Here is a 13,309-nt window from a genome sequence, read left to right on the forward strand (position 1 = left end):
GTTGTTTCGGCCCGCTGCTTTGTCGGCCTGTATCGACGGATACCAATTCGCCTGCTTCGGCCTTCGCGCATCATACCATCACCACGGCGCCAATCCGGCACGCAAATTCTGAAAACGCTCTAGTTGACCTGCCCCCTGCAACATGACTGGTCCACTAGCCACCAAATTGGTGGTCAGGCGACCGCGGTTGCACATTCTGCTCGCTCAGAAACTCGCGGCGCGTACTGCCACCCGTCGTTGGCGCGGCATTTGCGAGTCCATTGTTGCCGACCAGGAATGCTCTTCCAGCAATGGCCATCCTTGCACGAAGCCCTTCCAACATAGACGAGGAGAACATGCAGGCTACTTTGCCCAGTCGTAACGAACTCGAACAACTCATCAGCGATCCGCCAACGCCCTGTGTATCAATCTCGATCCCCACGCATCCCACAGGCCGGGAAACGCGGCAGGATCCGATTCGCTTGAAGAACCATCTTCGCGAAGCGGTGCAACGACTTGGATCGATGGGCTGCAGCGAACAGGAGGTCGAGAGTCTGTTGGAACCAGCGTCAAAGTTACCGGATTCCGTCGCCGCTCCATTCTGGCGAAACGGCAGCGAGAGTCTGTTGCTGCTGTTGGCTGAAGGGTTCTCGCGTTGCTACAAGCTGCCCATCGACGGCCCTGAAGTCACCCAAGTCGGCGACCATTTCTTCCTCAGTCCGCTGGTGCGTTACCTGCAGGGAGATGGCGCGATGTATATCATCGCCGTTAGCCAAAAAAACGTCCGACTGCTGAGCGGCACCAAACATGGAGTTTCGGAATTGGAGCTTGAGGCTCTGCCGGAAGACCTGCGAGATGCACTGAACATCGACGAGTACCAAAGTACGCTGCAATTTCACTCTCATGCCGACTCGCCAAATGCCAACGGCGAGGCGATCTTCCACGGGCACGGTGGCGGAGAGGGCGAAGATCAGAAGCAGGAACTACTGGAGTACTTCCACCGGTTGGACAACGCACTTACACCGCTGCTCAACGCGAGCGGCGCTCCACTCGTTTTCGCTGGCGTCGACTACCTATTTCCTATCTTCCAAAAAGCGTGCAAGTACAAGCAATTGCAGCCCGAGGCTGTAACTGGAAGCCCCGACGGGATGTCCGACCAGCAACTGCACAAGGCAGCTTGGGCAATCGCCGAACCGGCTTATCAATCAAAGCTGGACGATGCACTCGAGCGTTTCGGGTTCGCATCATCGCGAGACAAGGCAACCGACGACATCGATGACATCTTGCCGGCAACACAGGAGGGCCGGGTCGAGACTCTGTTGCTATCGACAGATTTCGTCGAGCGCCACGGCAAATCGGAGCCCGTGAGGTTAGATGCGAAGCAGTTTGGAAAACCGTCGATAGGCATGGTCGAGGCTCACGACCTGGCGGCTGCGCAGACTCTACAAACCGATGGCAACGTTTTCGTACTGGACACCGGAACCATGCCCACTGACTCGTCGATCGCGGCCATCTTTCGTTACTAATCCAAGTTGGACTACGGCATTCCATTCAGAAGCCCTACGAGGAGATATCAGATGCGTGGCTTACAAAACGAAAAGAAGGGTCTCGAACAGCGCTTGCAGGAAATTCGCCGGAGCTGGAGTCCTCAGGTCTACCGCCGACGGCGTCGTAACGCCGCCACCTTGCAGGGTACGCTTGTGGAGTTGGTGCTGCGTCCCATTCCACGGGCAACTACTATCCTGTAGGCAGGTTAACGCTTTCACTGGCCACCTGGCGGTGGTGGTGCATTATCATGCACTCCCAAGTAGAATGTATTAAACGAAGCAATAGCTTCTGAGGGAGCCTCACCGCAAACACAGCCCCCATGGCTAGTAGCGCCGACCACAACGATTCACCAAAGTCGCCGCCTTCCACTGGCGGGCCATCAGGTGGGCGCGGCAACCCCATGTTTCGGCAGATGTCGTTCTGGGCGTTGCTGTTCGCCGCGGTCGGCATCGGCATTCTGCTGTTCCGCTTCATCGAACCGTTCTTCGCGCCGCTGTTCTTTGCGGTGATCCTGACGATCCTGTTCCGCCCCTACTACGATCGCCTCACACGATGGCTCGGTGGTCGGCGGCGGATTGCTGCGATGCTCACCGTGGCCACGATGTTCGTGCTGCTGGCGGGGCTCGGCAGCATGCTGCTGTTGGCCGGTCGCGAGTTGGCCAAGACTGGGCAGGAGTTCGCCAACTGGGACTTCGCCAACCAGCCGGGCCTGCAACACATCAAAGATGTGATCAAAAGCTACGCACCGGACGTCGATTGGGACTCGTTCCGCAAGTCGGTCGACAAAGGCATCGAACAGTACACTTCCAGCACTGTGCAGCGGACGGGTGAGTTCCTCTCGCGGGTGGTCGAGGTGGTGGTCGGTTTGGCCATCTTGTCGTTATCGCTCTACTACTTCCTGGCCGAAGGCGACGAGATCCTCCGATCACTCCGGGCGATCTCCCCCTTTGCGCGCGAAGACGAGTGGCTGTTGTTCCGCCAGTTCGCCACTATTTCGCGTGGCGTGGTTGTCGGTATCTTTCTCTGTGCGTTCGCTCAAGCCGCCCTGCTAGGGATCGGTCTCTACCTGGCCGGCGTCGAACGGGTGTGGCTGTTGGTGGGCGTAACGTTCCTGTTGTCGATGATCCCCTTCGTCGGCGCGGCCGGCGTGTGGACGCCAACCTCGCTGTGGCTGCTGTGGAACGGCGAAGTCACCGCCGGCATTGTGCTAGCGCTGTACGGGCTGCTAATCGTGTCGACGTCCGACAACTTGATCCGCGCCTACGTGCTGCACGAGTCGGCCAAGATGCACCCGCTGCTGGCGCTAGTCAGCGCGCTGGGCGCGCTACAGATCGTGGGACTCTGGGGCATCTTCCTCGGCCCGGTCGTGGCCGCGTTCTTCTTCTCGATGCTGCAGATACTGCACAAGCGGTTGTCGGGCAGAAGCCCAAAGCCTGCTTCTGCCACAAATGCCTAGCAAGCGAGCTACTTTGAGTCGCTCGCTACCAGGTTGATCTCTCGGCAACCAACCACCGCCGAGTCAGGTTCGCCACTGGGGCAGAATCCTCCGGCGGCATCCTATTTGCAGTTCTGTTTGGTGCCGACCAACCGACTAAATCGAAGAATTCTAATTACGGAAGGAGCAATGGATGAACCCTCCTAGCATCGACCAACTCGTCATCGTTACCGGTAGCACGGGCCTGATTGGTAGCCTTGTTTGTGAGAGACTTGCATCGCGATACAAGGTCGTCGGACTAGACGTTCAGAAACCTGAATCATCACACTCCAGCGTCGACTACCTCGAATGCGATCTAACGGAGGACAACAGCGTCCAATCGGCGCTGGAGACTGTTCGCACCCAGTACGGCAGCCACGTCACTAGCGTGATTCACCTGGCGGCTTACTACGACTTCGCCGGAGAGGATAGCCCGCTGTATCGGGACCTGACCGTCGAAGGTACGCGCCGCTTGTTGCGAGAACTCAAGGCGTTCGATCAGGTCGAGCAGTTTGTATTCTCCAGTAGCTTGCTGGTGATGAAGCCCTGCGAGCCCGATGACAAGCTCACCGAACAGTCTCCCGCTCGTGCCGAGTGGCAGTATCCAGAATCGAAACTCGCCGCCGAAAATGTCATCCGTCGCGAGGCAGGAGAGATTCCTACGGTAGTGCTGCGCATGGCGGGCGTGTACGACGAGTACGGGCACTCGTTGCCGATCACCCAGAACATTCGTCGCATTGCCGAAAAAGAACTGGAAAGCTACTTCTATCCAGGTGATGCGGAGCGCGGTCAGGCGTTCGTACACTTGGACGACTTGGTGAATTGCTTTGAGCTTGTGGTCGAGCGCCGGGGCGAACTGGAATCGAGTGAAATGTTCCTCGTTGCCGAAGATGAGTGCCTCAGCTACGAGAAGCTGCAGGATTTAATCGGCGAGGAACTGCACGGCGTGGACGACTGGCCAACGATTCGCATTCCCAAAGCCTTGGCCAAGGCCGGCGCGTGGGTCAAAGACAAAACTGCTACCAGCGAGGATGACCGGCCATTTATCAAGCCGTGGATGGTCGACATGGCCGACGCTCACTACCCCGTGAACAACTCGCGGGCCCGCAAGCGTCTTGGCTGGACTCCGAAACACTGTTTATCGAAGACGCTTCCGGAAATACTGCGGCATCTGAAAGAGGATCCTCGCGAGTGGTACGAATTAAATCACCTGCCGCTGCCGGACAAGGAAACCTTGGACAAACTGAAGCAGGCGAGGCCTCGCAGTCAAAAGCAACACGCGTAACAAATCCAAGATGCTCGATCTAAATGCACAAACTGATTGCGATTTGAATGCAGCGGTGGCCCCGTATTCCTACAATCCCTCTGCCTGGGCTCAACGGGTGCCGATTTGCATTCTGGCTGGCGTCGCCACGCTGATGGCTTCCTATATGGCGCTCTACCAATGGAGATTGATCGACTCGGTATGGGATCCAGTCTTCAATGAAGGAACAGAGAATGTACTCGACTCAAAAGTCGCCCAAACAATGGATCGTTGGATCGGCATCCCAGATGCGGCCTTCGGGGCGTTTGCCTATTTGGGTGACGCGGTGCTCGGTATGGCTGGTTCCACGCGGCGGTGGCAGTACCGGCCGTGGCTGGTTCTTCTTTTCGGCATCGACGTCATTCCGCTGGGCATCGTGAGCAGCGTACTCGTCATTTTGCAGGGCACCGTGGTTGGCTACTGGTGTTTCCTATGCCTGGTGACCGCAGTAATCTCGCTCATTCTCGCCTACTGGGCCTACGACGAAGTGTACGTGTCGCTGAAGTATCTTCTGCGGGTGCGGAAGAAATCGGGCAGTTGGAGCGAAGTTGGCTACGCTTTCTGTGGCATACCGACCGAGCACGGCGTTGAGGCTGGTCGCGAACTCGTAGCAGAGGCCAAGTGATGTGGGCTCGAATTATCGAATGCATGCTAGGCGTGTGGCTACTGATGAGTCCCTTCATCTTCCGCCACCCAGCCGACGCAGCGCACTTGTGGACGAACGATCTGGCTATCGGCTGCCTGCTGATGCTCCTGTCTCTCGGTTCGTACTGGTCGAAGGCCCGCGGGGCTCACTGGCTGTTGCTGGTAGTAGGTGTTTGGCTGATTGGGTTTGGGCGTTTCAATGGAACGCCGCCCTTGGAGCCCGCATTACAGAACGAGTTGATCGTGGGTTTATTGATTTGCATGCTGTCAATCATCCCCAATGAGGCTTCCCTTCCACCCGTGAGGTGGAGAAACCGGGAAAACTCAACGCCCGATTTACAGCTGACCGGCAGAGAATGAGGATAGTCTGCGATGAAGACCTTCCAACAAGTGCGTGATGTACTCTCGCATGTTTCCAGAATTCGGAGTCGTCTGCGTGAACTGACCGAGCAGTGCCTGGAAGATACAAACGACCAATTGCTAGCGACCTATCTCGAGCGGGCCAAGGCACACGACGATTTCATGCAACTATGTCTGGCTGACGAGGTGGACAAGGCTTCTCCTGCGGCACTTGACACTTACATTCAGTTCCCTGACGTCCAAACGCTCGATGACGAATTGGACGGAATGGTCGAGGGTGATTTGGATGATGCTCGGGCGATGCTCGATCGATTGGTGGCCGTCGACAAACGGATCCTTGCACTCTACGACCGCGTTCTGGAGCAATCCGAGAGTCGAGCGGTACGCGATCTGATCGAGCGTCTTCGCCTGATGGAGGAGCAAAAAGCGCGAGCGAAAGGCTGGGAACAAGTAGAGCTTCGCGACCTTAAGTCGTACTGACGCCATCGAGGAAAGCAATAGTAAAGAAAAAGAGCCCGGGCACAATTGCCCGGGCTCGCTTATTGATGGAGACTTAACCCCCGGCGGCCGTGGCCCCGGGCTTGAACGTCTTCCATCCGTGGATTCGTTGACGCAGTACTCTTACGCGCTCTTGTTGACTGGCTCGTCGCCGTCGAACAGCTTGGCGCGACCTTCGACGATGTCGTCGGTGATCACGTAACGCTGGCCGCGCGGTTGGTCGGGCAGGTCGAACATGATGTCGAGCATCACGTTCTCGATGATCGACCGCAGGCCGCGGGCGCCCGTTTCACGCTCGGCCGCACGGCGGGCGATGGCGCGAAGGGCTTCGTCTGTAAAGTTCAGATCGGCATCTTCCATCCCAAAGATGTGCTTATACTGACGAGTCAGAGCATTTCTTGGTTCGGTCAGCACGCGGACCAACGCTTCTTCAGGCAGCGGACGCAGAGAACTGATCACCGGCAAGCGGCCCACCAGTTCGGGGATCAAGCCGTATTCGATCAGGTCGTCCGGCTCGACAGCCGCCAGGGCGTCGCCGAGGCTCAGTTCCTCGCCGGCGGCGTCGCCTTGCGTGAAGCCGATGCTGCGGCAGCCCATTCGCTTGCGAACAATGTCCTCCACGCCGGCAAAGGTGCCGCCGCAGATGAACAGGATGTTCGTCGTGTCGAGCTGGATGTACTGTTGCTCGGGATGCTTCCGTCCGCCTTGTGGCGGAACGTTGGCCGTGGTGCCTTCGAGCATCTTGAGCAAAGCCTGCTGAACGCCCTCGCCCGACACGTCGCGGGTGATCGAAACGTTCTGGCTGGTCTTGCCAATCTTGTCGATCTCGTCGATGTACAAGATGCCTCGTTGGGCGGCTTCGATGTCGAAGTCGGCCGCATGCAGCAACTTGAGTAGCAGGTTCTCGACATCTTCGCCCACGTAGCCAGCTTCGGTCAGCGTGGTCGCGTCGCCAATGGCGAACGGCACGTTGAGCGAGCGGGCGAGGGTGCGGGCCAAGAGAGTCTTGCCGCAACCGGTGGGACCAACCAACAAGATGTTCGACTTGTCGATTTCGATATCGTGCTCGTCGTCGGCCACCAGCAGTCGCTTATAGTGGCTGTGCACGGCCACGGCCAGCACTCGCTTAGCCGACTCTTGCCCGATGACGTAATTGTCCAGCTCGGTGACAATGTCGCGGGGCGAAGGAATCTTGGTGAACAGCTGCTTGCTGCCACCACGGCGTTTGCGTTCCTGGTCGAGTATGCTCTGGCATAGCTCGATGCATTCGCCGCAGATGTAGACATCGCCTGGTCCTTCGACCAGGGGACCTACGTCCCGATAGCTCTTGCGACAGAACGAACAGAACGCGTTCTTCTTGTTGGTACCGCCGCGGCGGGTGCTGGTGAGATCCCTGCTTGAGGGCATGGTTGCTCCTTCCTCGTCTCGTGTGCCCCAGGGGCTGAATACAGTATCCGCCCTGGAGTTCTTCCTGTGGTGTCGCTCGATGACACGATTTTGTTTACCTGACCGCCTGAGCCCACATCTCGTCGTCCCGACGAGGCGTTGCTGGGAGGGCTGGACTCAAGGTCAGGTGAACATTCGTGCCTTCACGCGAGGCGAGGCTTCCTTGTCCACGCTCTAGTCGAGCAGTGTTCGACTCTTCTTACGCAGTACCGATGGTGTTCGTTCATCGACCGTTTTCCGCTAGCAGGGCAAGCCTGTTTGCCGCGCCAATTACAACCGGCCCAGGCCCTCTGGCCCTGCGTGGCGGTTGCAACAGTCACAGGCGGACTGGTCGTTAGTTGCCGTTAAGCTTTACGCATTGCAAATCCGTTTAATCGCGATTGGATTGGGTATCGTCCACGTCGCCTTGGATTTGCATTGCTAGCTTTGCTTTTATTGTTCGGTATTCACCATCGCTCAGCGTACCCCGAGAATGCAAATCTCGGAACTTGGTGAGCAATTGGCTGGGGTCATCCTCGTCGCCGGTGTCACCATCGCGCAACCTTCTCAGCAGCGATCCGCGTTGTCGGTATCTTCGGATCAGTGTGACAAAGATTGCCAGCAGTGCGAAGATCAAAGCAAACCACAAAATGGCCGTCGACAATCCAACCGCTTTGTCCGTCCAAGTTGCTCCAATCAGTCCCAACACTACTGAATCCCGGTGACCGTGCTTGCCCCTTGCTGCCACTAGTGGGTAGGGATCGCCCGACCGCCACCCGCCGTATTGACAATTATGCCCGGGGGCGGCTTACGCGTCCATATTATCTATTTTAACAATTGGCGTCACAACGCCAAATCTCAACCCAACTGGCAAGAGTTCGACCTCGGCCGAGGGAAGAATCCAGCCGAAAAGCCAAATGTCCGCAAAGCGGCTAGAAACCTCGGCCGGTCGTAAATCCCCCGCCCCGTCGATAGGGCGGGCGGCCACTGCGGCTGCGGGTCCGCTGGCGAGTGGGGCCGCGACGGTGCATGCCGCGTTGGGCCGCGTGCCGCATTGCCTCGCCGGCCACTTCCACCAACACCCGACCGAGCACGCGCGACACATCGCTATCGAACACGCTGGGCAGGTCGTCCCAACTGTCGTCGAGCTGTGGCTGGATGAACTTCTGGTAGCGCGCGAGCGTCGACCACAGCCCGGCCGGGGTATTCTGTCCGTCGAGGTAGCGATCGACCTCGCGCGAGAGATTCAACTGCGGCGAGAACCAGGACCGCCGCGCGTCGAACTCGTGCATCCGAAAGCGACGCGCCACCTGGTCGAGTCCCGATAGCTTCTCGCTCCATACATGCAGCAACTCGCGATCTTCGCGCGTCTGCTTCCGAGCGTCGCGCAGTTGGGAGTTGCAACGTTTGATTTCGCTGAAAATGCGGTCGTCGGTCGTCTGCGGCGTCATGCGAGTGCGATACTCCAGCGCCGACTCCTCCATGTTGCCCAGAAAGTCCTTCAAGCGTCTCACGCCTGTTTCGTAGTACTCGTTCTCCGTGGCCTCCAGTCGCGCGAGTTCCTTCTCGACCTTGTCGCGCTGGGCGTCCACTTCGGCCACACTCTTGAGCAACTCCTCGCGCTCTCGCGCTCGCTCGCTCCCTTCCTTCAGCACTTCGGTCAACCCAATCTCGTCGCTAATCGCGTCCTCGATGTCCTCGAGTCGCTGCATCAGCTTGTTGAATTCCTCCCGGCGTCGCTCCACTTCGTTGGCCATCAGGTCGGGAGTGACTTTCAGGAAGTTGTAGCTTTGGCGGTTCTTATTGTACTTGACGATCTTGGCCACCCAACGATCGAGCTGTTTCGTCCAACCTTTGCCGCGATACTCCGAGGTGCCATAGCCGCGACGATGCAAGTACTGGAACATCCGACTCTTCTCGTAGGCCGGCAGCTTCTCGGCCACTTCTTCACGCATCTCGGCCACGCGCAGTTCGTTGCGCTTCAGCTCCGTCTCGGCCGCCAGTGCCTGTTGCGACAGGGGCTCGAACTCGGGGTGCTCGCGGAGTCGCTGTGCAAGCAGCATTTCGAGTTCATCCCGGTGGGCGGCCAGTTTGTCGAGCTTGTCGGTGACTTGCTCGATCTGGTGATCAAGCTCGGCTCGCCGGTCGAGGCACTTGTCCCAGGTGGCGTTCAGTTCCGCTTCGCGTTGCTGTTTCTGCTCGAGCAATTGCTGCAAGCGACCCCGCACCTCGGCGAACTGCTGGGAGATGGTGGTTTGCGATAGATCGGGAAAGTAGTGCTGCGCCAGCTCCATCAGTGCGTGGCCCCGCTGTGCGATCAGATCTTTGATGAAGTCGTCCAGCTTGTCGAGACCCGCGCGCACCCCCTCGGCGCGACGGCGTGCGTCGCGACGGGCTCCTTCCAATTGTCGAGCCACCTCGCCGCCAGGAATCAAGTTGCCTACCACTTCGTGATCTGTCTCCCTCGCTGCAGTACGCCTGGCAGCGTTACCTCTACGTCCTGCTCGCCGCGCCGTTTGACGGCCAACTCCCGATTGTCGACCACGCCATCCTCCTGCTTGTCGGCCATCACTCGCTCGAATACTTCCTGGGGCACCTGCTCGGCCCACTCGGTGACGCGCTCCATCTTGCCCGACTCGGCGTTGCGAATCTGCATTGGGACCACATTGCCGCTGGAGTCCACCGCCTGGACAATCAAGTAGCTGCCAGACAGATCCCCCGTGCCAGGTGCATGCCGCTCGATGCCAGAGAGCGGGCCCTGGACGATCATTACCTGGTATTCGGCTTTGAGGACCGACTCTTGCTGCAAAAGGCGACTCTTTAGTTGCTCCAGCGCCGACACCTCGCCCCGATCGAGATACGTCGCTGCCTCGGCGCGGGCGGCTTGGGCTTCGGCGGTCACCGCGGGATCGGTGGCCAGTTTCTCAATCGATCCGGTAACCTCTTCGACTTGCGAATAGGCCTCGCGAGCTTGGAGTTCCGTCTGCCGCTTGCCCGGCAGCATTCCGCTGAACCACCCCCCCCATAACAGCAGCGCGGCCGTGGCGATGGCCAAGGCCCATGCGGTGATCTGGTATCGCCGCACGTAAACGCCCGCGGCAAAGGTCTCCAGGCCGGGCTCCGGCGGGTCGAACTCGTGCAGGTTATCGAAGTAGTGCTCGATGGCCGTGTCGATCTGCTCGTCGGTCACCGGATCGCCCGCCAGGTCGGCCGCTTCGCGGAGTTTCTGCCGCAAGAGCGCGATGGTCTCCTCGCGGTTGAGTTCCCGCTCGGCGATCGAACGCTCCTTGCGGAGTGTCCGCGCGACGTCCATCACGCGCGTCATCTCGTCGAGCGTGAGTTTCTGCTCCGCGGGTTCGACATCTGCTTCGAACTGCGGAGGCTGGGCAGACTCTTGCGCCGATTGGCTCATGGCTTGTTTACTCCACTACCGGTTACCGGTAAATCTCGCGTGTCGCGCGCGTTTGGGACACGCGGATGCTTGTCGGATGCCAGTAATTGTTGTTTACTGAAGGGCAAATGCCAAGCAGGCCGCCGGCGTGCCAGCGGTGAAAAGCTCCTCTCCTTACTTGCGAGAATCGTCCATGGCCAGTCAAACCGCCCAGCAGACCGAAACGAAAGCCCCTCCAAAAACCTCGAAGTACATGGACCGCGCCCTGGAGGTACTGGAGAAATTCGGCATCGCCACCGGCAAGGACGTGCAAAACGAGCTGATCCGCCTGCTGGAAGAAGTCCGCCACGTGGACGAAGCCCGCGCCTTGGCGATCGCCAACACGGTGAAGCACATGAGCGAGTTCAACCAGCTCGTGCGGGAGAACGTTGAGGACATCAACGTCGGCAATCGGTATCTCGACATCAGCCAGATGTTCGACTCGATCCGCGAAGACTCCAAGCGGCTGATCGCTCAACTCGACGACGGCAAGATCGGCCTGGGCGAGAAGATGTCGAACGTGTGGATGAAAATCCGCCGCGGCACGCCCCACGCCCGGTTCGAGAAGATCGTGGACGTTTACCAGGAAGTCTGCAAGGACACCAAGGACCAGCTGGATCGCGAAGAAGTGATCATGGACGGCTACATCGACTTCCGCTTCGCCCTGAAGGAAGCGGAGATCATGGCCCGCGAGTTGCTCGAGAAGCAACTGCCGCACCTGGAGTCCGCCAAGAAAGCCCTGGCCGACGCCCAAAAAGCCGTGACCGACTACACGGGCGACGACGAGAGCCAGAAGTCGCGGTTGGAGTTGGAGCGGGACGAAGCGCATGACAAGTGGAAGAACGAGGACCGTGTTTATCAACTCTGTAAGGACATCGCCGAGAACCTGGCCATCGGCTACGACGTCGGCGAGACGCTCGTCACCAAGCTCCGCCAGACGCATGACGTGAAGGAACAAGTCTACCGCCGGGCGGTGACGTTCTTCACCACCAACGAGCACGTGTTCACCATCCTGGGCACCGTGTACACCTCGCAACAAGGACTGCACGAAGCGACCCAGTCGACCGAGGCACTCAAGGAAGGTGTGAACAAGAGCCTGGAAGACGTCGCCGATCTGGGCCGCGAGTTGGAGCGCGCCGCCCTGAAAGCGGGGTACGGTTCGACCATCAGCCCCGAGTCGCTGGAAAAGCTGGTGAAGTCCATCTCCGACTACCAGGTCGACTCGCTCAAGATGATCGCCGAACTTCGCAAGGAGAGCGAAGAGAACGCTCGCGAAATCCGCCGGGTGGTGGAAGAAGGCAAAGCTCGCTACCAAAGCACACTGGCCAAGTTCGCGATGGGTGCCTCCGAGGAAGACGCACAAGCACCGCTGTAGTTTCTCCTTGGGATTTCGCGGACCGCGTGGCGGTCCGGCTAGGGGTGGAACCTCTGAAGACCGAGGAACTCAATTGGTAGTTCGGTTTCTCCTGTAGTCACCAAGTCGACCAGCGCTTCTCCCAGCACAGGGGCGAACTTGTATCCGTGCCCCGATAGTCCGGCGGCGAACACCACGTTCGCGTGCTCAGGGTGTCGATCGACCACGAAGTGGCTGTCGGGTGTCATCGTGTAAAGGCATGTCCCGGTGTGCAGTGGCTCCCGCCCTGCCCCGGCGACGTACTCGGCGAGGAATCGCTGCGTGACTTCCAGTTCGTGCGCGTCGATGCTCTCGGCCTGCTCAAGCGGATCGTCGACCGGCACACCGCCATCGTGCACGGCGACCTTCATCCGCTGGCCATCGACCGGCGGGAAGCCATACGGCACGCCATAGTCGAGTTCGTACAAAAACGCCGGCAACTCGGCGGCTCGCTCGACTCCGGTAGACGAGTACCAGAACAAGCTCTTCCGCAGCACGGTGAGCGGCACGCCCAACTCGCCCAGCAACTCCGCCGCCCATGCGCCGGCGGTGATGACCAGCGCGCCCGCGGTGAACGTCCCGCGAGTCGTAGTGACCTCGACACCCTTGTCGCTCGCCGACCACCCGGTGACCTCGCAGTCGGTCAGTAGTTCCGCGCCGCGTTGCTTGGCATCGCCCAACAGCGTCTCCACGCAGCGTTCCACCAGCAGGTAACCCGCGGTCGGTTCGAACACGGCCGACAAGTTGTCTGGCAAGCGCAGCGCCGGCCAGCGGTTGGTGAGTTCGCTGGCGGTGAGCTGTTCCACTTCCAGCGAGTGCTCCTCAGCCGCCCGCAGCACGCCGGCGACCACTTCACCGTCGGCGGGGCCGGCTTCCACCAGACCGCACTGCGTGAACAGCTTGGCGCCGGATGCCTTCTCCAATTCGGCCCAGTGCTCGTAAGTTCGCCACAACAGCGGAACGTAGTCGGGATGTTCGAAGTACGCTTGGCGAATGATGCGCGTCTCGCCGTGCGTGCTGCCGCGGTCGTGCGGCGGGGCGAAGCGGTCGATGCCCAGCACCTTCTGGCCACGTCGCGCTAGCTCTCGCATCGCAGCGCTACCCACTCCTCCGGCGCCGACGACGATAGTCTCGTACGAGTTCATGCCTAATGCTCAGTCAAACGACTCTTTTCGGATTGTGATCTCGACGAACGCCTGAATTATCGGTGACGTTTTGGGATCGCTATCCGAAAAGTTCGGCTTGATAAGATGT

At 59.3% G+C, this 13,309-nt stretch carries 12 protein-coding genes; 8 read left to right on the top strand and 4 right to left on the bottom strand.

Annotation, left to right across the window (positions count from 1 at the left end; all coding sequences use genetic code 11):
* The first annotated feature begins 335 nt into the window (after positions 1-335).
* The 7 genes from ACQK2L_RS15840 (at position 336) to ACQK2L_RS15870 (ending at position 5,789) form a co-directional block, all read left to right on the top strand.
* A complete protein-coding gene (locus ACQK2L_RS15840; protein WP_425397999.1) occupies positions 336-1,505 on the top strand; it encodes a hypothetical protein in 1,170 nt (389 codons plus the stop codon).
* Between the two features lie 51 nt (positions 1,506-1,556).
* Positions 1,557-1,727 (top strand): hypothetical protein, encoded by a 171-nt coding sequence (locus ACQK2L_RS15845; protein ID WP_425398000.1) that lies wholly within the window; start codon positions 1,557-1,559, stop codon positions 1,725-1,727.
* A gap of 119 nt (positions 1,728-1,846) precedes the next feature.
* Positions 1,847-2,983: an AI-2E family transporter gene (locus ACQK2L_RS15850; protein WP_425398001.1), complete on the top strand. Its 1,137-nt coding sequence runs from the start codon at positions 1,847-1,849 to the stop codon at positions 2,981-2,983.
* A 172-nt stretch (positions 2,984-3,155) separates the two neighbouring features.
* Positions 3,156-4,286, top strand: coding sequence for an NAD-dependent epimerase/dehydratase family protein (locus ACQK2L_RS15855; RefSeq protein ID WP_425398002.1), 1,131 nt, complete (start codon positions 3,156-3,158; stop codon positions 4,284-4,286).
* 97 nt (positions 4,287-4,383) lie between these two features.
* Positions 4,384-4,929, top strand: coding sequence for a vitamin K epoxide reductase family protein (locus tag ACQK2L_RS15860; protein ID WP_425398003.1), 546 nt, complete (start codon positions 4,384-4,386; stop codon positions 4,927-4,929).
* On the top strand, positions 4,929-5,309 hold the full coding sequence (locus ACQK2L_RS15865) for an SPW repeat domain-containing protein (RefSeq protein ID WP_425398004.1): 381 nt from the start codon (positions 4,929-4,931) through the stop codon (positions 5,307-5,309). The genes ACQK2L_RS15860 and ACQK2L_RS15865 overlap by 1 nt, the downstream gene beginning before the upstream one ends.
* 12 nt (positions 5,310-5,321) lie before the next feature.
* On the top strand, positions 5,322-5,789 hold the full coding sequence (locus tag ACQK2L_RS15870) for a hypothetical protein (RefSeq protein ID WP_425398005.1): 468 nt from the start codon (positions 5,322-5,324) through the stop codon (positions 5,787-5,789).
* A 141-nt stretch (positions 5,790-5,930) separates the two neighbouring features.
* Here the strand turns inward: ACQK2L_RS15870 and clpX are convergent, their stop codons facing one another.
* The 3 genes from clpX to ACQK2L_RS15885 form a co-directional block, all read right to left on the bottom strand.
* The gene (gene clpX, locus ACQK2L_RS15875) at positions 5,931-7,214 is read right to left on the bottom strand and encodes an ATP-dependent Clp protease ATP-binding subunit ClpX (RefSeq protein ID WP_425398006.1); all 1,284 of its coding nucleotides are present in this window, start codon (positions 7,212-7,214) and stop codon (positions 5,931-5,933) included.
* A 950-nt stretch (positions 7,215-8,164) separates the two neighbouring features.
* Entirely contained in the window at positions 8,165-9,649 is a 1,485-nt protein-coding gene (locus ACQK2L_RS15880; protein WP_425398007.1) for a hypothetical protein, read from the bottom strand.
* Positions 9,650-9,672: 23 nt separating this feature from the next.
* A complete protein-coding gene (locus tag ACQK2L_RS15885; RefSeq protein WP_425398008.1) occupies positions 9,673-10,644 on the bottom strand; it encodes a DUF6384 family protein in 972 nt (323 codons plus the stop codon).
* Positions 10,645-10,816: 172 nt separating this feature from the next.
* On the opposite strand from ACQK2L_RS15885, the gene ACQK2L_RS15890 reads away from it, so the two are divergent.
* Entirely contained in the window at positions 10,817-12,037 is a 1,221-nt protein-coding gene (locus tag ACQK2L_RS15890; protein ID WP_425398009.1) for a cell surface protein, read from the top strand.
* 38 nt (positions 12,038-12,075) lie between these two features.
* On the opposite strand, the gene solA is transcribed toward ACQK2L_RS15890, so the two are convergent.
* A complete protein-coding gene (solA, locus tag ACQK2L_RS15895; protein ID WP_425398010.1) occupies positions 12,076-13,200 on the bottom strand; it encodes an N-methyl-L-tryptophan oxidase in 1,125 nt (374 codons plus the stop codon).
* Positions 13,201-13,309 lie beyond the last annotated feature (109 nt).

This window comes from Aeoliella sp. (assembly GCF_965227375.1).
Lineage (GTDB): Bacteria > Planctomycetota > Planctomycetia > Pirellulales > Lacipirellulaceae > Aeoliella.